The sequence below is a fragment of the Shewanella oncorhynchi genome (assembly GCF_030848765.1).
GTDB classification, from domain to species: Bacteria; Pseudomonadota; Gammaproteobacteria; order Enterobacterales; family Shewanellaceae; genus Shewanella; species Shewanella oncorhynchi.
This window is the reverse complement of sequence record NZ_CP132914.1, coordinates 4,885,650-4,908,226: the sequence shown is the minus strand read 5'-3', so window position 1 is coordinate 4,908,226 and position 22,577 is coordinate 4,885,650. Positions and strand designations below refer to the sequence as shown.

General features: G+C 46.5%; 20 protein-coding genes. 13 read left to right on the top strand and 7 right to left on the bottom strand.

Annotated elements, in window-relative coordinates; translation table 11 throughout:
• Nucleotides 1-4 precede the first annotated feature (4 nt).
• The 3 genes from RA178_RS21585 to RA178_RS21575 all read left to right on the top strand — a co-directional run bounded on the left by RA178_RS21585 (nt 5) and on the right by RA178_RS21575 (nt 3,905).
• Entirely contained in the window at nt 5-3,139 is a 3,135-nt protein-coding gene (locus tag RA178_RS21585) for an efflux RND transporter permease subunit (protein WP_105250702.1), read from the top strand.
• 141 nt (nt 3,140-3,280) lie between these two features.
• The gene (locus RA178_RS21580) at nt 3,281-3,544 is read left to right on the top strand and encodes a hypothetical protein (RefSeq protein ID WP_306683852.1); all 264 of its coding nucleotides are present in this window, start codon (nt 3,281-3,283) and stop codon (nt 3,542-3,544) included.
• Nucleotides 3,545-3,581: 37 nt separating this feature from the next.
• The gene (locus RA178_RS21575; RefSeq protein ID WP_219235070.1) at nt 3,582-3,905 is read left to right on the top strand and encodes a hypothetical protein; all 324 of its coding nucleotides are present in this window, start codon (nt 3,582-3,584) and stop codon (nt 3,903-3,905) included.
• A 56-nt stretch (nt 3,906-3,961) separates the two neighbouring features.
• Here RA178_RS21575 and RA178_RS21570 read toward each other — a convergent pair whose 3' ends face one another.
• Complete coding sequence (locus RA178_RS21570; RefSeq protein WP_263208480.1) at nt 3,962-5,584, bottom strand: AbgT family transporter; 1,623 nt, start codon at nt 5,582-5,584, stop codon at nt 3,962-3,964.
• 559 nt (nt 5,585-6,143) lie between these two features.
• Here RA178_RS21570 and RA178_RS21565 point away from each other — a divergent pair.
• The 3 genes from RA178_RS21565 to RA178_RS21555 are packed head-to-tail and all read left to right on the top strand — an operon-like array spanning nt 6,144 to nt 8,552.
• Nucleotides 6,144-6,710 carry a LemA family protein gene (locus RA178_RS21565; RefSeq protein ID WP_105250697.1) on the top strand — a complete coding sequence of 189 codons (567 nt, stop codon included), beginning with the start codon at nt 6,144-6,146 and terminating at the stop codon, nt 6,708-6,710.
• A gap of 49 nt (nt 6,711-6,759) precedes the next feature.
• Nucleotides 6,760-7,797 carry a DUF3137 domain-containing protein gene (locus RA178_RS21560; protein WP_306683851.1) on the top strand — a complete coding sequence of 346 codons (1,038 nt, stop codon included), beginning with the start codon at nt 6,760-6,762 and terminating at the stop codon, nt 7,795-7,797.
• A complete protein-coding gene (locus tag RA178_RS21555; protein ID WP_306683850.1) occupies nt 7,797-8,552 on the top strand; it encodes a lytic transglycosylase domain-containing protein in 756 nt (251 codons plus the stop codon). Before RA178_RS21560 ends, RA178_RS21555 begins: the two co-directional genes overlap by 1 nt.
• 69 nt (nt 8,553-8,621) lie before the next feature.
• Here the strand turns inward: RA178_RS21555 and RA178_RS21550 are convergent, their stop codons facing one another.
• Nucleotides 8,622-9,467, bottom strand: coding sequence for a 23S rRNA (adenine(2030)-N(6))-methyltransferase RlmJ (locus RA178_RS21550; protein WP_105250694.1), 846 nt, complete (start codon nt 9,465-9,467; stop codon nt 8,622-8,624).
• Nucleotides 9,468-9,559: 92 nt separating this feature from the next.
• Nucleotides 9,560-11,824, bottom strand: a complete 2,265-nt coding sequence (locus RA178_RS21545) for a GGDEF domain-containing phosphodiesterase (protein ID WP_131524451.1) — start codon at nt 11,822-11,824, stop codon at nt 9,560-9,562.
• 266 nt (nt 11,825-12,090) lie between these two features.
• Between RA178_RS21545 and RA178_RS21540 the strand changes: the two genes are divergently transcribed.
• Both RA178_RS21540 and RA178_RS21535 read left to right on the top strand, forming a co-directional pair.
• Entirely contained in the window at nt 12,091-12,837 is a 747-nt protein-coding gene (locus tag RA178_RS21540; protein ID WP_306683847.1) for a class I SAM-dependent methyltransferase, read from the top strand.
• A gap of 248 nt (nt 12,838-13,085) precedes the next feature.
• The gene (locus RA178_RS21535) at nt 13,086-13,733 is read left to right on the top strand and encodes a CatB-related O-acetyltransferase (RefSeq protein ID WP_306683845.1); all 648 of its coding nucleotides are present in this window, start codon (nt 13,086-13,088) and stop codon (nt 13,731-13,733) included.
• Between the two features lie 46 nt (nt 13,734-13,779).
• Here the strand turns inward: RA178_RS21535 and RA178_RS21530 are convergent, their stop codons facing one another.
• Nucleotides 13,780-14,700, bottom strand: a complete 921-nt coding sequence (locus RA178_RS21530) for a LysR family transcriptional regulator (RefSeq protein ID WP_306683844.1) — start codon at nt 14,698-14,700, stop codon at nt 13,780-13,782.
• Nucleotides 14,701-14,886: 186 nt separating this feature from the next.
• On the opposite strand from RA178_RS21530, the gene RA178_RS21525 reads away from it, so the two are divergent.
• The 5 genes from RA178_RS21525 to RA178_RS21505 all read left to right on the top strand — a co-directional run bounded on the left by RA178_RS21525 (nt 14,887) and on the right by RA178_RS21505 (nt 20,559).
• Nucleotides 14,887-15,636: a 3-oxoacyl-ACP reductase family protein gene (locus tag RA178_RS21525; protein WP_306683843.1), complete on the top strand. Its 750-nt coding sequence runs from the start codon at nt 14,887-14,889 to the stop codon at nt 15,634-15,636.
• Between the two features lie 412 nt (nt 15,637-16,048).
• Entirely contained in the window at nt 16,049-16,477 is a 429-nt protein-coding gene (locus RA178_RS21520; RefSeq protein WP_306683838.1) for a hypothetical protein, read from the top strand.
• A gap of 399 nt (nt 16,478-16,876) precedes the next feature.
• Nucleotides 16,877-18,988, top strand: a complete 2,112-nt coding sequence (locus RA178_RS21515; protein ID WP_306683836.1) for a protein-disulfide reductase DsbD family protein — start codon at nt 16,877-16,879, stop codon at nt 18,986-18,988.
• A 136-nt stretch (nt 18,989-19,124) separates the two neighbouring features.
• Nucleotides 19,125-20,009, top strand: coding sequence for a DsbA family protein (locus tag RA178_RS21510; RefSeq protein WP_306683834.1), 885 nt, complete (start codon nt 19,125-19,127; stop codon nt 20,007-20,009).
• Between the two features lie 25 nt (nt 20,010-20,034).
• Nucleotides 20,035-20,559 (top strand): protein disulfide oxidoreductase, encoded by a 525-nt coding sequence (locus RA178_RS21505; protein ID WP_306683832.1) that lies wholly within the window; start codon nt 20,035-20,037, stop codon nt 20,557-20,559.
• Between the two features lie 110 nt (nt 20,560-20,669).
• Here RA178_RS21505 and cyoE read toward each other — a convergent pair whose 3' ends face one another.
• From cyoE to cyoC, 3 genes are read right to left on the bottom strand one after another with little or no spacing between them, the layout of a single operon-like run.
• Complete coding sequence (cyoE, locus tag RA178_RS21500) at nt 20,670-21,602, bottom strand: heme o synthase (RefSeq protein ID WP_263141405.1); 933 nt, start codon at nt 21,600-21,602, stop codon at nt 20,670-20,672.
• A 13-nt stretch (nt 21,603-21,615) separates the two neighbouring features.
• Complete coding sequence (cyoD, locus tag RA178_RS21495) at nt 21,616-21,957, bottom strand: cytochrome o ubiquinol oxidase subunit IV (protein WP_168826283.1); 342 nt, start codon at nt 21,955-21,957, stop codon at nt 21,616-21,618.
• Nucleotides 21,957-22,577 carry a cytochrome o ubiquinol oxidase subunit III gene (gene cyoC, locus RA178_RS21490; RefSeq protein ID WP_011787513.1) on the bottom strand — a complete coding sequence of 207 codons (621 nt, stop codon included), beginning with the start codon at nt 22,575-22,577 and terminating at the stop codon, nt 21,957-21,959. Before cyoC ends, cyoD begins: the two co-directional genes overlap by 1 nt.

Here is a 22,577-nt window from a genome sequence, read left to right as displayed (position 1 = left end):
AGCTATGGCACGTTTTTTTATTGATCGCCCCATCTTTGCGTGGGTGATCTCCTTGATTATTATGCTGGCGGGGATCCTTTCGATCCGCTCGCTGCCAGTGTCCCAATATCCTAACATTGCACCACCGACCGTGGTGATCAGTGCTAACTATCCTGGCGCTTCCGCTAAGATTGTTGAAGATTCTGTGACTCAGGTGATTGAGCAACGTATGACGGGTATCGATCACCTCCGTTATATCGCCTCAGCCAGTGACAGTTTTGGTAATGCTGAGATCACTTTAACCTTTAACGCTGAAGCCGATCCGGATATTGCACAGGTTCAAGTGCAGAACAAGTTACAGGGCGCTATGACCCTGTTACCGCAAGAGGTGCAGGCGCAAGGGGTTAACGTTAACAAGTCGAGTTCAGGCTTCTTAATGGTATTAGGCTTCGTATCGACCGATGGTTCGTTAGATAAAGGCGATATCGCCGACTATGTTGGTGCGAACATTCAAGATCCTATGAGTCGCGTACCGGGCGTAGGTGAAATTCAGCTGTTTGGTGCCCAATATGCGATGCGTATATGGCTAGATCCGTTGAAATTGACTCAATACAACTTGACCAGTTTAGACGTTATCGCTGCGATTCGTTCTCAAAACGCTCAAGTTTCAGCTGGACAGTTAGGTGGCGCGCCCTCTGTGGCAGGCCAAGAGTTGAACGCAACGGTATCGGCTCAAAGCCGCTTACAAACGGCAGAAGAGTTCCGTAAAATTATCCTTAAATCGGATATTTCAGGCGCAAACGTCTTCCTAAGTGATGTGGCACGGGTTGAATTAGGTTCTGAAAGTTATGCTGTGGTGTCACTGTATAACGGTCAACCTGCGACAGGGTTAGCGATTAAGCTGGCAACGGGTGCTAACGCGCTTGATACTGCTGAAGCTGTTCGTGAAAAAATTGCTGAGATGAAACCTTTCTTCCCGCAAGGGCTAGAAGTTGTTTATCCTTATGATACAACGCCTTTCGTTGAAAAATCGATAGAAGGTGTAGTGCATACCCTGCTTGAAGCTATTGTACTAGTGTTCATCATCATGTACCTCTTCTTGCAAAATTTCCGCGCAACTTTGATCCCGACTATTGCAGTACCTGTGGTATTGCTGGGAACCTTTGCGATTCTGTCGTTAGCGGGTTTCTCGATTAACACTTTAACCATGTTTGCTATGGTGCTCGCCATTGGTTTGCTGGTGGACGATGCGATTGTGGTGGTGGAAAACGTCGAGCGGGTAATGGCCGAGGAGGGCTTAAGTCCACTGGAAGCGACGCGTAAGTCGATGGATCAAATTACTGGTGCTTTAGTCGGTATCGGTCTGACCCTCTCCGCAGTGTTTGTCCCTATGGCATTTATGTCAGGTTCAACGGGGGTTATTTATCGTCAGTTCTCTATCACTATCGTATCTGCGATGGCGTTGTCTGTTCTAGTTGCTTTGATTTTAACTCCTGCACTTTGTGCGACTATGCTCAAACCGATTAAGAAGGGCCATGCTCATATCGAAACTGGCTTCTTTGGTTGGTTTAACCGTAGTTTCGATAAACTGACTAATCGTTATGAGTCGAGCGTTGCTGGGATCATCAAGCGCGGCTTTAGAGTGATGGCGATTTACGTTGTGCTGGTTATTGCAGTGGGTTGGATCTTTATCCGTATGCCTACGGCGTTCTTACCAGATGAAGACCAAGGTATTTTGTTCACGCAAGCCATTTTGCCGACTAACTCAACTCAAGAAAGCACCTTAAAAGTATTGGAGAAAGTGTCTGATCACTTTATGGCTGAGGAGGGCGTGAGATCGGTGTTTAGCGTGGCGGGCTTCAGTTTTGCGGGTCAAGGGCAAAACATGGGTATCGCCTTCGTTGGTTTGAAGGATTGGTCTGAGCGTGAAGCGCCTGGTATGGATGTGAAGTCTATTGCTGGTCGCGCTATGGGTGTGTTCGGTCAGATGAAAGATGCCTTAGTATTCGCCTTCGTACCGCCTGCGGTAATCGAGTTGGGAACAGCGAACGGTTTCGACATGTACCTGCAGGATAAGAACGGCCAAGGCCACGAGAAGTTAGTGGCGGCACGTAATCAACTGCTTGGTATGGCGGCACAGAATCCAAATCTGGTGGGTGTGCGTCCAAACGGTCAAGAAGATGCGCCAATTTATCAATTACATGTAGATCACGCTAAGTTGAGCGCGTTAGGCATTGAAATCACTAATGTGAACAATGTGCTTGCAACGGCTTGGGGCGGTTCTTATGTGAATGACTTTATTGACCGTGGCCGCGTGAAGAAAGTATATGTGCAAGGTGATGCCCAGTATCGTATGCAACCGGGAGATTTAGATTCTTGGTACGTGCGCAATAACAAGGGTGACATGGTGCCATTCTCTGCGTTTGCCACAGGTGCATGGGAATACGGTTCTCCACGTTTAGAACGCTTTAACGGCTTACCATCGATGAACATTCAGGGTGCCACGGCTCCTGGTTTCAGTACCGGTGCAGCTATGACAATTATGGAAGACTTAGCCAAGCAGCTTCCTCCTGGTTTTGGTGTCGCGTGGAACGGTCTATCGTATGAAGAACGTCTATCGGGTAACCAAGCACCAGCGCTGTATGCTCTGTCAATCTTAGTGGTCTTCTTAGTATTGGCAGCACTCTATGAAAGCTGGTCGGTACCCTTTGCAGTTGTGCTCGTGGTTCCGCTTGGGATCATCGGTGCCTTGATTGCAATGAATGGTCGCGGCTTGCCAAACGACGTGTTCTTCCAAGTGGGGCTGTTAACCACAGTAGGGTTAGCGACTAAGAACGCCATCTTGATTGTGGAATTCGCCAAAGAGTTCTATGAGAAAGGTTCAGGCTTAGTCGAGGCGACCTTGCATGCGGTGCGTGTGCGTCTTCGCCCCATCTTAATGACGTCTCTAGCCTTTGGTCTGGGTGTTGTGCCGTTAGCTATCAGTACCGGTGTCGGCTCTGGTAGTCAAAACGCCATTGGTACAGGTGTACTCGGCGGTATGATGAGCTCGACTTTCCTAGGGATCTTCTTCGTACCATTATTCTTCGTGATAGTGGAGCGTCTCTTCAGTAAGCGCGAGAAGAAAGGTAAAGAACAGAAGCCAAACTCAGCTGAATAAGCTCGATCATTTCTAAACTTCTAAACTAAAGCCCTGCAATTGCAGGGCTTTTTGTTATTTTAATGCTGTTAGTTATAAAGATGGATAGGCACTGTGCGCGAGTTCTGGCATATTGCGCTGAGGCAGTTAAGAGGACGAAACATGGATGATGCTGCGTTGGAATTGCAAAAACTAGATGCACTCATTGCTAAGGGTAAGATGTACGTCATTTTGGTCTTTGGCGTATTTTTCTGGGGTATGCTGACGTCCCTCGTGGTCACCTTAATACATTATTTTATATCGGGCGATCCATTCTGGGCGGAACTGCAAAGAGCGCTCTATATTTATCCCATTGGCGGTATTTTATTTGGTTGGTTTGTGTGGGTGCAGATTAATCGTAAGCGAGATAAACTGCGCGCCCAATAGTATCAATAGTTCTGGTTAAGCTGAGTGTAGGAGTGACATGGTGTTTTCGTGGGGTAATCTTGCCACTAAGCAACTTATCGTGGGAATGGTATGCCATGGCATAGCGCTGGCATTTTTGGCCTATGGCGTTTATGCATTTTACTTGCAGGAGCTTGTACTACCAGAGTTAACTCGCTGTGTCGGTGCTGCAGTGTTATTTGTGGGCATGGGGCTAGCCCCTCAATTATTTTTTATGTCAGTGAGCCAGATAGTATCGCAAGCTGAGGACACGACATTAAAATCTACCCTACAGACCTATGTGTTTAATCTAGGTATTTTTTTGATGATCTGCAGTCTGTTAATGGAATGGCTATACGACTAAAGCTATTGAATAAAGAAAGGGCGTCGACTTCATCATCGACGCCCTTTTTATTGCGGTTAAGGCGTGTAGTAAGTCGCGGCTCCCGGCCCAACGGGCAGACCAAAGCCAAATACCCACAGGAAGAAGAACGCTGTCCAACCCACGAAAAACACGAGCGAGTACGGCAGCATAGTGGCGATCAGCGTACCTATCCCTAGGTTTTTCTGGTAACGACAGGCAACCGCTAAAATCAAACCAAAGTAGCTCATCATAGGTGTGATTAAGTTAGTCACCGAATCCCCAATACGGTACGCCGCTTGAATCGTTTCGGGCGCATAACCAACCAGCATCAGCATAGGCACAAAAATAGGAGCGGTAATGGCCCACTGGGCCGAGGCACTGCCAAGCATCAAGTTGATAATGCCGCAGAGCATAATAAAGAACAAAAATACGATCGGGCCCGTCAAGCCAATGGATTGCAGAGCATCGGCACCTAACACCGCCAATACTGCACCTAAATTACTCCAGTTGAAGAAGGCGACAAACTGCGCGGCGAAAAAGACGAGGACGATATACATGCCCATAGTGCTCATGCTGTGGGACATGGCATTGATGACATCTTTATCATTTTTGATGCTGCCCACGACTTTGCCGTAAATAAAGCCAGGTATGGCAAAACAGATAAAGATAAAGGCGACTATGCCCTTGAGGAATGGCGAACCTGAGATGAGACCGGTTTCAGTATGGCGCAGCGGTGCGCCTTCTGGTACGACTGAAATCGCTAAAATAACCGCGAGCACTAACATAGATAACCCAGCCCATTTTAAGCCGCGTTTCTCAATAGCACTGATGCTCTCCATTGATTGCAGTACGGTTTCGTCTGCATCATCATCTTGGTATTGACCTAACTTAGGTTCGACGATTTTTTCGGTGACAAAGGCGCCAAGGAAAGTGATCACAAAGGTGGAGACAAACATGAAGTACCAGTTTACTTCTGGGCCGACGTTGTATTGAGGATCTATCATGCGCGCCGCAGCTTCGGTAATGCCCGATAGCAAGGGATCGACAGTACCAAGCAATAAGTTAGCGCTATAACCTCCTGAAACCCCGGCAAAAGCGGCAGCTAAACCTGCAAGTGGATGGCGGCCAAGGGAGTGGAAAATCATCGCCGCCATAGGGATAAGTACCACATAGCCAAGCTCGGCAGCGGTGTTGGACATTATGCCGGCAAATACTATGGTCACAGTGACTAATCGTTTAGAGGCACCCATGACTAAGGCGCGCATAGCCGCAGATAATAAGCCAGAGCGTTCGGCAATCCCGACGCCGAGTAGCGCCACGAGCACAGTGCCGAGCGGTGTAAAGCCAGTAAAGTTGGTCACCAGATGCGAGACTATCATCCGCAAACCTTCGGCGTTCATTAGGCTCACCACATGGATTAAACCGTCTGCACTGCGGCCGTGTGAGCCAATAGGTCTAGGATCGACCACGGTTAACCCAAAGTAGCCCGCAATACCTGAAATAATGACCACGGCAACACAGAACAGTGCGAATAAGGTGATTGGATGGGGCAGCAGATTGCCTAAGCGTTCAACAATATTGAGAAAACGTACAAACCAACCACTAGAGCTGATATCGCCCTGTTGTGGATTGGGTTCAGAAGCTTTTTTTGGGGGAATATCGCCGGAATTAAAACTCATCGTCCTTCCTTTATGTCGACCTTTACGCAGCGCAATATTTGGATCCTATAACAGACTCGAGACATTGCCGACGGCCGATTGTGGATGACGTGGCTGAGGGGATAACTCTAGGTGCCAGACTCGGAGTGAAAGCTAAGGTAAAAGTTAAAAAATTAGCGGCAAAGTATGATTGTTAAGTTTTAATTGAAACTTAAATGTTGCTATTGACTGCGTTGAGGCGAGGAGGGCTAAAATTAGGATAAAAAAATGGACTCTCGAGGAGTCCAGTATTCACGAGCAAAATTGGATGCTCTAATGTTGTGCCATATCACTATAGACGTTGTTTGCTGTATCGGAGCTGAATATCGATAAATTTATAGGTTAAATGCTGTTTTTTATGCAGATGATCACTTTTCATCGTTGAATATGGCCAGCTTCGTTGATGATTGCTCGTTAGATAACATCGCCAGCTCTGACCAGCGAGTAATTTCATTGTCTTAATCAGCCCGCAGGTGAAATTTTCACTCATTTATGGTTAGCTGTATCCTATTAACAAGAATAAGAAACCTAAGGATGGAAGATGGAAAAATTGTTATTGGGATTAACGCTGATTTTTATCGTGACCTATCTTTGGTACGTCAGTCTAGTCAAAAAGCGCAATACCGCGCTCGAAGCCTTGTCGGGTATCGATGTACAGCTGACCAAGCGTGCCGACCTTGTGCCTAACATTCTAAAAATCGCTAAACGATTTATGGAGCATGAAAAGTCACTGCTCACTGAAATCACCGAATTGCGTACTCTGCTAAGCCATAATTACAACAAGGCCGACCCTAGCGCAGTTAAAGAACATTTAGTTCAGGCTGAGCGGTTGAACGACAAAATGAGTACCTTGATGGTGAATGTGGAGAACTATCCCGAGCTCAAATCGGACAACACTATGTTGCAGGCGATGCAGACCTATAACGAGGTCGAAGCACATATCTCAGCTGCAAGGCGTTTTTACAACTCGGCAGTTTCCGAGCTTAATACTGCGGTAGAAATCTTCCCCGGCTCGATTATCGCTTCTATGGCGAGTATTAAAGTGATGCCATTCTATGAGGTAAGCGAAGCGGCAAAAGCGCCCGTAGATGCGGCCGAATACTTGTAAGCTTAGCTGTGCAGGGTGAGTTATCACCCTGCAATACTATGACATCAATATGAATATCATCACTTTTATTTTAGGTAGCCCGATTCGGACTTATCGGGGGCCTGTTGGTTTGTCTGCGGATTTGGACGAACTACCTCAACTCGAAGCCTATTACGAAGAACATATCGCGCCCATCAGTCGTAAATATGAAAATAAGCGTGTGGCTTGCCTTAAGGCGGCGCGTAAACGTTTATATTTGAGTTTAATGATAGTGCTTGGGCTGAGCTTGCTCACCGTTATTGGCTACTACAGTGGTCGCGCTTATTTCCCGCCTTTACCATTGCTTGCCTTAGTTGGCTTGAGCTGGTGGAGCTTTGCACCGACTCGAGATTTTAAACATTTGGTTCAGCGGGATATTTATCCACTGATGTTTAAATATTTCGGTGATGATTTTGTTTATAGCCGTGAAATGCGCCTCGACATGAATCGACTCGTTGCGGCTAAAGTATTACCGCGATACGACAAAGTCAGCTTCGGTGACTATATACAAGGCTGCTATAAGGGCGTTGAGTTGGCGGTCAATGAGCTTACCCTGACCAAGAATGTGCAAGTCGAAGAGCAGGATGTCAGTACCAGCAGGCGCAGAACTGTGACCCGCACGGAAACCCAGTTTCGTGGCTTAGTGGTTGAGCTGAGTAGCCATAAAGCGTTTATGGGTCATACTGTTGTGCTGAGGGATCGCGGTGGTTTAGCAAATTTCCTGTCCGACAGCCATGCGGGACTGGTACGAGTCAAACTTGAAGATCCGCAATTTGAAAAAGAGTTCGACGTGTTTTCAACGGATCAAATCGAGTCACGCTATTTGCTCAATACGGCATTTATGGAGCGCTTACAGGAGCTTGCCAAACATTTCGATGGCAATATTCAATGTGCATTTTTCCGCAATAAACTAACTTTGTTCCTACCGAATCGCAGAACGCATTTTCAAATGCAGTCCATTTTTCATGGCGCAACCTTTTCAGTAGAATTTAGTCAGATAAACCGAGAAATGAAGCAACTCTTTGCTATTATTGAAGTACTTAAACTTAATCAGTACACGGGACTTTGATGTTGCTTACTCGCTCAGCGCTTGCTCGTACACTGACTTTTGCAGCCTTTTCATTGCCCTGCAGATTTGAGGTGTTAGGCCTGTGCTTATTATTGATTTCGAGTTTGATGATAAATGCAAATGCTGAGGAGGCGCGCGAAAAAGCTAAGCCGCGTATTGTGGCGCGGTACTCACAGAGCGGCATAGTGAGTAGTGAAGGTCTAGAAAAACTCAAAATTTATCAATACCAACAAGCTAATGGTGTCACCGTATTTACCGACAAAGCCCCCGCAAATAACCAATATCAAATTTTGTTATATGACTGTTTTGCCTGTCGTCCCGATTCGACCATAGACTGGAATGGTATTCGGCTATTTACCGCTAATTATGATGCCCTGATCTCCCATGCAGCCCATAAGCATCAACTTGATCCCGCCTTAATCCGCGCTGTGATCCACGCGGAATCTGCCTTTAATGCGCGTGCACTTTCGCGAACTGGCGCCATGGGATTAATGCAATTGATGCCAGAAACAGCAAAAGAGATGGGTGTGGCAAATGCATTTTTGCCCGAAGAGAATATCTTAGGTGGCAGTAAGTATTTGGCACAAATGCTAAAACAGTTCAATGGTGATGTCGCATTGGCCTGTGCGGCTTACAATGCGGGGCCGACGACCGTGGTTCAGTACAATGGCATTCCGCCCTATCCTGAAACCCAAGCCTATGTTGAGCGTGTGAAAATTTTATTGAAGCGTTACCGCGAGCAGAAGGACGTTTAGTTGCCGCATTGATAAGCTAAAATGAAGTGGCGAAAATCCGGAGATCATCGCCGCCATTTGAATCGAAGGTTACTCGCCGACTTCCCATTTTACGGTAATGTCACCGTCCACTTGTCCAAGTGTTTTACCCAAGTAATCCATTAATTCAGTTGCGATTTCGTCTAACTGCCAAGGTGGATTGATGATCCATAATCCTGCCGCTGTCATGCCAAATTCATCTGAATCGGGCTTAATGGCTTGTTCAATTCTCAGCTGACGTTTAATGCCACTGCTGGCGAGGCGCGATAACATACCTTCGGTCTGAGCACGATTTACGACTGGATACCACAGGATAAACACACCCGTAGCAAAACGCTTGTGCGCTTTTATCAGGGTTTCGGCCACATCTTGGTAGTCGGTTTTCATCTCGTAGCTAGGATCGACTAGCACCAGAGCACGACGCTCTAATGGTGGTACTGCGGCGATAAGACCTTTTAAGCCATCACCTTTGATCACTTTAACTTGTCTGTCTTCGCAGAAATAATCATCCAATAACACATAATCAGTGCTGTGCAGCTCGTGCAAGACCATGCGATCTTTAGGCCCTAGCTCCATGTCGATAATGGCGGGTGAACCTGGGTAGAAGTTTAGTTCGTCTGGATTTTCTTCATTAAAATGGCGCACGGCGGCGACATAGTCCTGCAGTGATTGTGGTAAGTCAGTTTTATCCCAAAGCTTAGCTACACCTTCGAGGTATTCACCTGTTTTCTGTGCAAATTCATCGCTTAAAGCATAACCACCCGCACCTGCGTGGGTATCGATATACACGAGTGGTTTGTCTTTTTTGTGCATCAGCTGCAAGGTTTGTAGCAAGATGGCGTGTTTCAACACATCGGCATAATTGCCAGCGTGATAACCATGGCGGTAACTTAACATGGGGGATCCTAGTAATTTGCAAACATAGCAAAGAGAGGCAAATGCCAGTCGCCAATTATACCTGCGATGCTTCTAGGCGTAAATTTAATGCCTCAGTTGGCGCTCTTTTTATTGGCAAACCAATGTGTGGGGGTTTGCATTTGAAAGGTTTTCAGCCAGAGATTCGCTGGTGCGGGTTTACCGAATAAATAACCTTGAAATTGTTCGCATCCTAGCGCAGTGAGCTGCAATAACTGGGCTTCGGTTTCGATACCTTCGGCAATGACGTTGAGTTTTAAGCTCTTGGCTAACAGGATGGCAGCGTTAACAATTTGGGTATGGCGTTCACTAATGCCCATTTGACTGACAAAGTAACGGTCGATTTTAATTGTGTCGGCACTGATATCAATGAGCTGGCTTAATGACGCATGGCCAGTGCCAAAATCGTCAATAGCGATAGAAACCCCCATGCGAGCTAAGGTGTTTAGGCGTCGGCCTGTTTCTTTATGGGTTGAAAATACAGAGGTTTCAGTAATTTCAATTTCCAACAATGGGATGAGTTCAGGATGATTCATATAGGTTTGGATTAACACCTTAAAGAAGCGATCCGACAGAATATCTTGCCCTGATAAATTAAAGGCTATCCTAACCAGAGGCACATTCTTAGGCCAAGAACGGATCAGTTGTAGTAATTGCCTGAAGACTTTTATCGCAAAAATCGCCTGCAATTGAGATGACTCTATGATGGGGATAAAAGTGTTCGGCATGATCATAGTGCCGTCTTCGTCAAACATTCTGGCTAGCGCTTCAAAGCTAGTAATGTGGCCATTGGCCATCACTTTAGGTTGCAGCCACATTTCAAGGCGGTTGTGTTTCAGCGCGTCACGGATTCTGGCTTTTTGCGATGAAGCTTCGAGCAGATTGTTAATCAAACCAATGTAATACACCATCACTGGGCTAGCTTGGGTGGTTTGTTTTATGGCAATTAAACATTGCTCCGCGGCTTGCTGCGGTGAGGCTTTATTACCTGAGCTGCAACCGACTCTGCACTCGAGATGATATTCAGTCTGTTGTTCTTGCTTAAGTTGTAGGTTTGTTGGAATACGCTCGCGTAATTGTAGCGCTAGGTTTTCAGGGGAGATAAGCGGCAGGCTAGTAAACTCGAGTGCAAACGATGCTCCTCTAAATCGGTATATTTTTGCGATATGACCAAAGCGATTTTTGAGTTCAATAGCAAAGGCTTTTAGGATGGCATCTCCGACGCTGATACCGAAAGCAGCATTAATTTGGCTAAGATTATCAATTTTGATTAAGGCTACGGTCATTTCCTGATGGATCAAGCTTGGCGCTGGGTTATACCAGTGATTTTCGTTGGGTAATCCTGTCACTAAATCATAGAAATGCGTGCTGATGTGGTGTTTTTTAAGGCGACTCAGCTCAATCGCATGGTTTGCCTGTTCTGTGACATCGTGGCAGTGAAATAACAAAGTATCATGGTGCTGTAATGAGGCTTTTTGCAGCAGATATTTAGTGCTGTTATTGTTTTTTAAATGGGTTGGAAACGAGGCCGCCAGTAAATTTGTGCTGGTATCTTCGGTAAGTTCAAAAATGTCACATAGGCGAGTGCGGTTTAGTGTGACTTCTCCAGCGATTTTCCTCGCGGCATTATTCAGGTTGAGAATGACTCCATCCTCATTGCAGAAGAAGGAGGCTGTACCATTATTTTCAAAGATTTCAGCATATTGGTCTAATGTATGTTGCAGTGCATTTTGATGCTGGATCATTTGCTGCGCATGGATTTTCTGGGTTTTTAGCAGACGCATTGCCGACAACGGGATACAGATATTAAAAAACATAAACAGCAAACCGTTTAGATAAGCGTGGGTCGCAGGTAGGCTGATATCAATATCGATAATGGGTGGCAGGTTTTGGTTACGCAGTAGCAGTAAAAAAGGCAATACGTTGAAACACATCATAATAAAAGCGACTTTTCTGCCAAACAGGAAAAGCGCCATCAAGGGCAAGGTATATAAGAAAGTAATACCTACCTGCGATAAGTTAAAGTCAGGGATAAATAACAGCATAGATAAACAGGCTGCAATAACCATAGCCAGCAGGCTGATAGAGCTGACGAGTAAATATTTGCGCGTAAACCATAAAGACAGGAATAGTACGGTTAAAAAACTGACCGTAATGCTGATAATGAAAGTGAGGTTTAACTCATACGCAATTAAAGAGCTATGCAGCACTATGCTAGTGGTCAAGATGGCGCCACTGAGCAGAATAATCCGCAATAAGCTGGTTTTTAATATCGTTTTGTCAGGATTTAAAAAATCTTGCTCCCTGATAAACAAAAAACCTTTTAGCCATTGAAGCAAAAAAAGTCCTTATCCCGTACGGAAGTCACGCAGGTTGGCTGGGGACGTAACATATAACATAAATCACTAAACTGTTATACAAATAGATTGCTGCCTTTATAAATCAGTACATTACAGTGTGATGCTTGTTTGAATTTTTAAGGGCGTACTGAGACAAATTGGCTAAGACAGTGATGAGCTTGGTGATGTGTTTTGCTTACTAGCATATTCATAAACGAGATTTTTAGGCATAATGGCCATCATTTTCGTTGGTTAGAAGACAGCCTGTGACCCCGATTTTTTTCAATCAGCAATACCCAACACTTGTGGATATTTGTGCACGTTGGCAACTCGTCTGCGATGCGAATGCGACCTTCGAATTGCGTTTTGAATCAGATACTTTATCACTGCATAAACGCGATGAGCCTAGGCTCGATGGCATAGTGGTGGATTTTGTGACTGGCGCCGTCGCCCATAGACGTAAGTTTGGTGGCGGTCGTGGCCAATCTATCGCTAAAGCGGTGGGATTAAAGCAAGGGGTAACACCGAGTGTTGTCGATGGCACTGCGGGTTTAGGGCGTGATGCGTTTGTGCTCGCAAGCCTTGGTTGCACTGTAACTATGGTTGAACGTCATCCTGTGGTTGCGGCATTGCTTGAAGACGGCCTGCGCCGCGCCTATCAAGATGCTGAAATCGGCGATTGGATGCGTGAGCGGATGCGCCTGTTTCATGGATCTAGCCTAGAAGCACTATCGAAATTGGCACAAGAGGTGGATGTGGTTTACCTCGATCCTATGTACCCCCACCGTGATAAATCGGCCCTTGTTAAAAAAGAAATGCGTGTATTCCAATCCTTAGTCGGTGCCGATTTAGATGCCGATGGCTTACTCACCCCAGCTTTAGCCTTAGCAACTAAACGTGTCGTCGTTAAGCGCCCTGACTATGCCGAAGATTTGGACGGGGTTAAGCCTAATACGGTTATTGAAACCAAGAAAAACCGTTTCGATGTCTACGTAAAAGCTGCGATGAAATAGGGAATATTTTTCTCATCGCGAACATTGTATGCTTTCAGTGACAACGGCTTAGCTCATGTCGATTTTTCAGTTTTATGGGCTATTTTCTTTTTTATACTCACTTGTGATTTTTTATACCCACTTGTGATTTTTTATATGAAACTCATTCCTCTGCTAAAACAACCGCGTATTCACTGACTATTCTAATGTAAAACTTCTCATAACATGATGTTTCGTATTAACTATTTTGTTTATAAAGGGGATTTACAATGCAGAACAAGCATTGGTCAAAAGTTCAGTTATTGCACGAGGTGGTCACCAATCCCAATATCATAGTCAAAGGTCAGCATAGCTATTACAGTGATTGCTGGGATGCTGGCTTTGAGGGATCTGTGGTGAGATATCTTCATGGCGATGAAGTGAGCCGTGAGTGGGAGCCTAAGTGGCCTATCGATAAACTTTATATCGGTAACTATGTGTGTATCGCTGCCGAAGTTGTGATCTTAATGGGCGGAAATCATACGCATAGAGCAGATTGGTTTTGTTTATACCCCTTTATGGATTTCATCGAGGATGCCTATGTAGGCAAAGGTGATACTCATATTGGTGATGGGGCTTGGTTAGGCATGAGATGTATGTTGATGCCAGGGGTGACGATAGGTGAAGGTGCGGTTGTTGCCGCAAATAGTGTTGTCACCCAAAATATCGAACCCTACAGTATTGTGGCGGGGTCACCTGCAAAATTAGTCAAGTATCGGTTCGATAAAGACGTTATTAGTGAGTTACTGGCGTTAAAAATCTACGATTGGCCTGCCGAAAAGTTTGAAAGCTTAAAGCGGTATTTGTGTTCGGCGGATTTTGACGCGCTCAGCAAAGCGATCACTCTCTATGACCAATCTGTACATCAAAATAAATAGCCGTTAGTCCCAAAGTAAAAGGTCGCGCTCAGTCGAGGCCTTTCACTTATCCTGCCTTAAATCTGCTTTTGGGCGCTTTCGCTAAGTCGACCAGTTCTTCGATGATCACTCGTAGCTTTGGTTGGAGGTAAGGAGTTTTAAGCCAAATTAAGTGGATGGGTGTGTCGTCACTGGCGAGTTCGTCTAGTACCGAGATAAGTTCACCAGTTTTAAGATAGTCCTCAACTAACCATATCGGCACTTGCGCTAAACCCACTCCCGCCAGTGTGGCCGCTAAAATGGCTTCGCAATCAGCTAGTTCGTGGCGTACTGGAATGTCATAGGCCTCAGTGACCCCATCCTCATTTTTAAGTAACCAGCGATGTTGCTGCCCAAGCGGCCAGCCGACAATGCATTGGTGCTGGCTGAGATCTTCTTTGCCTTGTGGCGTGCCAAGTCGAGCGAAATAGGCGGGAGATGCGCAGATCACTCGGCGTTGTTCTCCTAATCTACGGGCGATTAAATCCACAGTGTCGCCGAGTTGTCCGACACGCACCGCCAAATCAATGCCGTCACTGAACAAGTCGGTCGCTCTATCGTTAAAGGTAATAGATAACTCGAGCTTGGGATATTTTTGCGATAGCGATAATAGGGTTGGCAGTATATATCGCCGCCCAAACGTCACAGGTAAATCCACTCGCACTCGACCTGAGGGAATTTGCTGTTCGCTGCCGAGTCGGCTCTGTGCATTGTCTAGGATTGCCATGGCATTTTGGCAATCTGTGAGGTATGAATCGCCATCATTGGTTAAGCTCACACGCCTTGTGGTGCGGTGCAGCAGCTTAGTGCCTAAGCGGGTTTCTAATCGCACTATGCTTTTACTGAGTGCCGAACCAGTCATGCCTAACGCCTGCGCCGCTAAGGTAAAACTGCCGAGCTGGGCAACTGTGACGAAATGGCGTATCTCAACAAATTGATTATTTATCACGGCAATTAATTCCTTATAGGACTTAGTGAAGGTCATTTTAGTGACTTAATCATGGCAAGTGAATCGCGTAAGCTACTACCACAGTATGAAAATGAGCGTTAACGTACAAGCGAACGTCATTTTGTAATTGATTAAAAAGGTTTTTCTATACAATCAACCTTAACCCCCTATTGGAGTGAGCTAACTATGAAATCGTCAAATAATCTGCAAGGTAAAGTGGCTTTTGTACAAGGTGGCAGCCGTGGTATCGGCGCTGCTATCGTTAAAAGATTGGCGAGTGACGGCGCCGCAGTTGCCTTTACCTATGTGTCATCTGAAGCCCAATCACAATTGCTTGTTGACGAAGTTATCACCCATGGTGGTCAAGCCATTGCCATTAAGGCCGATAGCACAGAGCCTGATGCGATTCGTCGTGCCATCCGCGAGACCAAAGCGCACTTCGGTGGCTTAGATATAGTGGTCAATAATGCGGGCACGCTGATTTGGGATAGCATCGAGAACCTGACGTTAGAGGACTGGGAGCGAACCATTAACACTAATGTGCGCAGTGTGTTTGTGGCGAGCCAAGAAGCCGCGCTGCACATGAATGACGGCGGCCGCATCATCAATATCGGTAGCACGAACGCTGAGCGTATTCCGTTTGTAGGTGGTGCGATTTACGGCATGAGTAAATCGGCCTTAGTCGGTTTGGCCAAAGGACTCGCGCGGGATTTAGGCCATCGAGCTATTACGGTGAACAATATTCAGCCTGGACCTGTGGATACTGATATGAACCCTGATAACGGTGATTCATCTGAGCCCGTTAAGGCGATGGGCGCCCTAGGGCGTTATGGTAAAGCCGAAGAGATCGCCAGCTTTGTCGCCTTTATCGCGGGTCCAGAAGCGGGCTATATCACTGGTGCGAGTTTGATGATTGATGGTGGGTTTTCTGCATAAGCTTTGTCTGTATTTATCTTTTAGGCAAAAGTAGGCAAAAAGTTTGATTCCAGTCATTAATAAGCCTGCACAATAGTCACTCTGGCGGGTTTTGCTTAAGCTGTGGCTAGTTATGCAGAATCAATATGTTAGAGCATAAAAACTTGTTGAGTATGATGGTAAGAACTTAGGTCGTTGTTACTCAATTATCCGTCAGCAAAGCGCGGTTTTATTGAAATGGTGGACTATGGCTTGACTCAGGCAAGGCAAAATAATTTGCTTGTTGATGAACTATTGTTACAATCCGCCGGTCTTATCTTCAGCTATCTGTTGAAAGACACTCATTTTTTATCTTTATTATCAAAGAATAAGACGAAGGGAAATCCAAATTTCTAAGTTATCGACTAAGCAAACAGGCAACCTATGGGGCGTGATGGTGTTTACCATCCTGATCTTGTTCTGTTTGACTCAAAATAGTGGAATACTTAACTTGTTGCTCAAGGAGTCGAGCGCGCAAGCGATGTCGGCTACGTCTTTTTCTGGTGCTGGTTTTAGCGCCAACTCAGCTTTAAACTCAAGTTCTGCTTTAAACAGCAGTTCAGCTTCAAACAATATGGCTAGCCACGCCGATGCTCAAGCGGCGGGTACTGAGCTGGTCAAAAGTGAACCTAAAAAATGTGAATTGTCTGAGAAATCGATTCGAACCTGTATCGACACTCCGAGTACCATCCCATTTCTTATCCTGCTGTTCCTACTGCCGTTACTTCCCCGCGCCTCCCGCGTGATAACACTGTTACCCATACAAGGTTATCAAGCTAAACCTAGGCGAATACATCTCACACATTGTCGCTTTCAAGAATAAAAACTTATTTATCAATTTGATAGGTGGGTTTGTTTAGGCATGCTTTCTCTCAGTCAATATTTGACTTTTCTCGCCAGTTTGCCGGTAGAAAAGAAAGTTAAGCAGCTGCTGAACATCCGATTTTACACATCACACCTCCCTATCTGACTGCTTGAACTTAAGCCTTCTATCACGCTGATGTTTCTTAAGCCATAACGATATTGGTAACCAGAACATAGCGTTAGCCAATATTTATATGGTCTAGAAGCAAGGTAAGCATGCACGCAGCATCACAGAGTCTTGTTTAACTTAGCTTGGTCTAACAGCGCTTAAGTATTGCAATGGCAAATGCTGACGATATATCGAAGAGATTAATATGCAATTTAATAACAAACAGTTAGTGCATATTTGGGGGACAAAATGAGTACATTAAAATCCATGTTAACCAGATTCTGGATACTCGCCTTGATAGTGACGAGCCCGTCGCTCATGGCGGCATCGACAGGATGGTTAGTTAACGATAATCACCCGCCAGCCAAAGTACGTTTTATGCTGACGGGCGAAGTTGATCCCGCAACGAACACTTTGCCCGCTGTGCTTGAAGTACAACTCGAGGGCGATTGGAAAACCTATTGGCGCAGTCCTGGGGAAGGCGGTATCGCGCCTACCATCAAGTGGGATGGCTCTCGCAATCTACAGCAAGTGGATTGGAGATGGCCAGCGCCAGAGGAGTTCTCATTATTGGGATTACAAACCTTTGGTTACAAAGGTAATACCACCTTTCCCTTAACCCTAAAAGTCGATGATATCTCTGCCCCAACTCAGTTGCGTGGCAAAGTGACCTTGTCGACCTGTACCACTATCTGTGTACTGACGGATTATCAGATTAGTCTTGATTTCACGCCCAATGCGCTGCAAGCAGATACCGATGCCATGTTGGCTTACAACAAGGCCGTGTCGCTTGTGCCACAAAAAGTGTTGACCCAAGAGGGCCTGAATCCTGCCATGACAATGGGTTGGGATGCCGCCAAAGGTCAACTTGAAGTCAGACTCAATGATGCCAACTGGCAGCAACCCACTGTGATTATCGATGGTGAGCCAGATACCACATTCAAGCTAGTGAGCTTAAAACCAAACGAAAGTGATGCTAACGGCAAGCAATTGGTCGGTATTTTCACCGGTCAAAGTTGGCTGGGTGAGCCTGAAGTTTTGGGTAAATCGCTGAACATGACTGTCGCCGATAGCGAGCGAGCGTTGGAATACAGCGCCGAAGTTAAGCCTGTGGTGATTACCCAAGCAAGTACCTCGATATTTGGCATGATTTTGTTAGCGCTTATCGGTGGTTTGATCTTAAATGTCATGCCCTGCGTGTTACCCGTTCTCGGCATGAAGCTCAGTTCAGTGGTTGCTGCGCCTGATCTGAAGCGTAATCAAATCCGCCAACAGTTCATCGCATCAGCGCTGGGGATATTGGCCTCATTCTGGTTACTGGCTGGCTTTATCTTAATGCTTAAGCTCACGGGTCAAGCGATTGGTTGGGGTGTGCAGTTCCAAAACCCTTGGTTTATCGGCTTTATGGCGCTGGTGACCACAGTGTTTGCCTTCAATATGTTAGGTGTGTTTGAGATCAACTTACCCTCTAACGTGCAAACCAAGTTGGCGACAACGGGCGGCAATAATAACAGCGGCCATTTTTTACAGGGCATGTTCGCCACGCTGCTGGCGACACCGTGCAGTGCACCATTTTTGGGGACTGCGGTCGCTTTCGCCTTGGGCGCCGATGTACTGAGCCTGTTTGCCATCTTTACCGCGTTGGCCGTGGGTATGGCGTTCCCTTGGTTGATAGTAGCGGCATTTCCGCAGGTGGCGGGTTATTTCCCTAAACCCGGTCGCTGGATGAACACAGTCAAAGTGTTTTTCTCCGGCATGTTGCTCCTCACCAGTTTGTGGCTCATTAGCCTGTTGGCTAGCTTTATTGATGTGCTCTACCTCTGGCCCTTATCGGGTGTCATTGCACTGATATTTATGGTGTTTATGGCTAAAAAATATGGCGCGATTGCCATTGTGAACTGCTTAGGTATCGGTATTTTACTGTCGGCAATCATCGCCTTTATGACGGTGAACCAGTGGGCTAAACCTTTACCTGCGGATCTTGCTTGGACGCCATTGGATCAAGCATTGATTAATCAGCAGGTCGCCCAGGGCAAGACAGTATTTGTCGATGTGACTGCCGATTGGTGCATCACCTGTAAGGCCAATAAAGTTGGCGTGATCTTGCAAGACCCTGTTTATAGCCTGTTGCAACAGCCGCATATTTTGCCGATGAAGGGCGATTGGACTACGCCTTCTGAGCCCATTACTCACTACCTGCAAAGCCATAATCGTTTTGGGGTGCCATTCAACGTGGTTTATGGCCCGGGTGCACCGCAGGGGATTGAGCTGCCGGAAATTCTATCGACTGAGCTTGTGCTTGCTGCGATTGAGCAGGCCTCAGCGTCCCCAGAAAAGTCATCCGTAGCGGCAGGGAAATAACGCTAACGACCAGCCGTTCACTCGGACATGTCACTCGGCAATATCACTGGCGAGTCTCATTCAATAGCGAGTCGAGTGGCACTCAACAAATACTCAGGTCAGGGATAACCCTGACCTAAGACAATGGAAATCGATTATGAAACAGAAGATTGAAGTACAAAACATCACTGAATCAATGCAGAAAACTCAAGCCATTGGAGGCACCCAAATGTCGAAATTTAGCTCTTTATTCAAACATCGCAAGTTACAGATGTTTGCTGTCTCGGGTGTCGCCATGGCAATGCTGGTGGTTTCCTTGCCTTCGGTGAGCACCATGGCCTATGCCAAGGACAGCAGTTTATCGGCGGCCCAGCAGCAAGAGGTGCGAGCGATTCTTAAAGATGCCTTGATCAATGATCCTGACCTAATGAGAGAAGCAATTATTGCGTGGCAAGCAAGGGAGCAAGAGGGGGCCAATACAGCCATGCAAACGAGCCTAGTGACCCATCATAAAGCCATGTATGAGACCAAAAGCGATCCGTGGAAGGGCTCTGCGACACCTGAGATTGAGATGGTGTACTTCACCGATTTTAACTGCCCATACTGCAAGAAAATCGAACCTTCGCTGAACCAGCTGATTGAAGAATTTCCGCAGTTAAAAATCATAGTTAAAATGGTGCCGCTGCAGGGCGAAGGCTCCAAAATGGCAGTCGATTTTGCCCAAACGGTTTGGTTAAACGAGCCTGAAAAGTATCTCAAGGTGAAGGATATGTTGATGTCGAGTCCGCGTGGACTCGATGCCGCCGCCATCGCTAAGGTCGCTAAACTGACGGCAACCGAGCGTTGGGTGGGCAACACAGATGAGCGCGTTGCAAAAATGGTCGATGACAATGTTAATTTAATGAATGAGTTAGGCATAGGTGGCACCCCAAGTATGATAGTGGCTGATACGTTTATTCCCGGATTAGTGCCTTACGAAGTGTTAAAAGAGCAGCTTGAAGCCGCGATTGCCGCTAAAGATAAGACGCAGAAGAGCAGTTAAGATGCCGCCAAAGGAAACTGAAAATATGAGCGCCGAACAGGTTTCGATATCTTTACCTAAACGCATATTGGGCTGGACTAAGCAGCTGGCACTTTGGCTGCTCATTGCCCTTATCGTGACCAGCGTGATGGACATCTGGCGCGGCAAAGATATCCCGCGGGATAATTTGCCGCAGCTCCAAGGGACGACGTTGGCTGGGGAAGCGCTTGATATTGCTAAGTTAAGCCAAGATCAGGCGGTATTAGTGTACTTCTGGGGCACTTGGTGCCCTGTGTGTAATTTTGTCAGTCCGGCGGTCAATCAAATGTCGGCCTATTACCCCGTGGTGACGGTTGCCATGAATTCGGGGGAGGATGTGAAACTGAGAAAATATCTTCAGCATCAAGGCTATGGCTTTGACACTATTAATGATAGTGACAGCAAGATTGCCCGTGATTGGTCATTGCAGGCGACGCCAACCATTATGATCTTTAAAGATGGCGAGTTAAAACACTATACGACAGGCTTTACTAGCCTGCCAGGCATGTGGTGGCGAATGCTATTCACCTAAAGGTGATACATCAGGGGCTGTTTTAAGGGAGAAAAAAAGCGCTAATTTAGGTTAGCGCTTTTTATTATCAACTTATTTCAGGACTAGGCAACTAGCTGAAAGCTTAGGATTTACTTCACTAAGGTGAGCAGTGGCGCCTGACTCACGACTTGGAAGTCGAGCGCCATAGTCACACTGAGCGCCGTAATAGTGATGATTGAAAAACCAAACACTTGGCGAGCCCAGCGGTGCATGTCGACGCCGTGGCGATAACCTTTTAATGCCATGGCAAGCCACCACAGACTAGTGGCACAGGTGACCGCCATAAAGGCGATACCTGTGTAACCCGCGAGTGGCAACAGTGCACTGACTAAGGCGAACACGGCAATATAAAGCACGATATGCAGTTTTGCTTTGGTCATGCCTTCTGCAACCGGCAGCACAGGAATATTGGCTGCCGCATAGTCATTAAAACGGAAAATCGCGATGGCGTAAGAATGTGGCATCTGCCATAAACTGAACATCAACAGCAAAATAGCTGCGCCCATGTCCATTTGCCCTGTCACACTGCAATAGCCAACCACGGGCGGTACTGCACCCGAGAAGCTGCCAACCAAAGTGCCATATACTGAGTTACGTTTCATGTAGAGGCTATAAACCCCCACATAAACGATGTAACCAATAACGGCAAATAGCAGGGCTAATGCATTGGTAAACAAGGCTAAGATGCTAAAGCCCAACACGCCTAAGGCGAGTCCAAACGCGAGTACGTTACCCACGGCAATTTCGCCCGTGACGGTTACGCGTTTGCAGGTTCGCTGCATCTTGGCGTCGATATCACGGTCAATACAGTTATTGACAGCGCAGCCCGAGGCTACAACCAAGGACAATCCTACTAAGCTCGCCAGCATCAAGACCAAATTTACGTCGCCTTTGGCGGCTAATAAAAAACCGCCAGCAACGGAAATCAGATTCCCGAAAATGATGCCAGGCTTAGTAACCTGCACATACCCTTTGAAGCGTGCTTTCCATTGCGGTGACATAAATCTGTCTTGTGTTTGCATAGACTGTTTCTCGTTACATCATCAAAGCGTTGGCTTCGAGTATGATCCACACCGACAGGCCGACGACCATGACAATAATCAGGGCGGTAAACAGGAAGGAGAAGGTATTCACTTTGCCTTCTTTCGAGAAATCTAAGTGCAAGAAGTACTTAAGATGTACCACTATCTGCACTATCGCCATCACTAGCACTAAGCTAAGGGTGGTCGCTTTCTCGAAGTGATGGGTCATTACGGCCCAAAATGGAATGGCGGTTAATACCACTGACAGCACAAAGCCCATTAGATATGACTTAATGCTCGCGGCCAGATCGTCAGTGCCATGGCTATGCTTATCAGTATGACTATGTGCGCTCATTACAGTGCTCCCAATAAATACACGACCGTGAATACACAAATCCACACTATGTCGAGGAAATGCCAGAACAGGCTTAAGCAGCTCAGGCGGGTGATGCTGCGATGACCTAAACCGGTTTTCGCCACTTCAATCATCATGATCGCCATCCAAATCAGACCTGCGGTCACGTGCAAGCCGTGCATACCGACAAGGGTGAAGAAGGACGACAGGAAAGCGCTACGCTGTGGGCCATTGCCGTGTTCAATCAGGTGATGGAACTCATAGACTTCCATCCCGATAAACACACAACCGAGGGCGAAGGTGACGAGTAACCAAGCCAAGGTCGCGGCTTTGTTATGGCGTTTAGCAAAAATCAGCGCCATGCCATAGGTAATACTACTAACGAGCAGGGCGGCAGTTTCGATCAGCACAAAGTCCAATTCGAAAATGTCTTTACCCGAAACGCCACCGTCCGTGTTCATGTAGAGCACAGCATAGGTTGCGAAAACCGAGGCAAACAAAATGCAGTCGGTCATCAGGTAAATCCAAAAACCAAACAGAGTGTTGCCACTCGTATCATGGTGTTCGTGATGATCTTCTGCGTGAGCTACTTCTAAATCTGCTGGGATTGCAATACTCAT

What these genes read in the sequence shown, in the direction of transcription:
- RA178_RS21525 (WP_306683843.1), top strand. Translation starts at nt 14,887, where the DNA reads ATGAAATCGTCAAATAATCTGCAAGGTAAAGTGGCTTTTGTACAAGGT.
- RA178_RS21575 (WP_219235070.1), top strand. Translation starts at nt 3,582, where the DNA reads ATGGTGTTTTCGTGGGGTAATCTTGCCACTAAGCAACTTATCGTGGGA.
- RA178_RS21550 (WP_105250694.1), bottom strand. Translation starts at nt 9,467, where the DNA reads ATGTTAAGTTACCGCCATGGTTATCACGCTGGCAATTATGCCGATGTG.
- cyoD (WP_168826283.1), bottom strand. Translation starts at nt 21,957, where the DNA reads ATGAGCGCACATAGTCATACTGATAAGCATAGCCATGGCACTGACGAT.
- cyoC (WP_011787513.1), bottom strand. Translation starts at nt 22,577, where the DNA reads ATGAGTATTGCAATCCCAGCAGATTTAGAAGTAGCTCACGCAGAAGAT.
- RA178_RS21510 (WP_306683834.1), top strand. Translation starts at nt 19,125, where the DNA reads ATGAAACAGAAGATTGAAGTACAAAACATCACTGAATCAATGCAGAAA.
- RA178_RS21565 (WP_105250697.1), top strand. Translation starts at nt 6,144, where the DNA reads ATGGAAAAATTGTTATTGGGATTAACGCTGATTTTTATCGTGACCTAT.
- RA178_RS21560 (WP_306683851.1), top strand. Translation starts at nt 6,760, where the DNA reads ATGAATATCATCACTTTTATTTTAGGTAGCCCGATTCGGACTTATCGG.
- RA178_RS21585 (WP_105250702.1), top strand. Translation starts at nt 5, where the DNA reads ATGGCACGTTTTTTTATTGATCGCCCCATCTTTGCGTGGGTGATCTCC.
- RA178_RS21520 (WP_306683838.1), top strand. Translation starts at nt 16,049, where the DNA reads ATGGTGTTTACCATCCTGATCTTGTTCTGTTTGACTCAAAATAGTGGA.
- RA178_RS21505 (WP_306683832.1), top strand. Translation starts at nt 20,035, where the DNA reads ATGAGCGCCGAACAGGTTTCGATATCTTTACCTAAACGCATATTGGGC.
- RA178_RS21535 (WP_306683845.1), top strand. Translation starts at nt 13,086, where the DNA reads ATGCAGAACAAGCATTGGTCAAAAGTTCAGTTATTGCACGAGGTGGTC.
- RA178_RS21515 (WP_306683836.1), top strand. Translation starts at nt 16,877, where the DNA reads ATGAGTACATTAAAATCCATGTTAACCAGATTCTGGATACTCGCCTTG.
- cyoE (WP_263141405.1), bottom strand. Translation starts at nt 21,602, where the DNA reads ATGCAAACACAAGACAGATTTATGTCACCGCAATGGAAAGCACGCTTC.
- RA178_RS21570 (WP_263208480.1), bottom strand. Translation starts at nt 5,584, where the DNA reads ATGAGTTTTAATTCCGGCGATATTCCCCCAAAAAAAGCTTCTGAACCC.
- RA178_RS21580 (WP_306683852.1), top strand. Translation starts at nt 3,281, where the DNA reads ATGGATGATGCTGCGTTGGAATTGCAAAAACTAGATGCACTCATTGCT.
- RA178_RS21555 (WP_306683850.1), top strand. Translation starts at nt 7,797, where the DNA reads ATGTTGCTTACTCGCTCAGCGCTTGCTCGTACACTGACTTTTGCAGCC.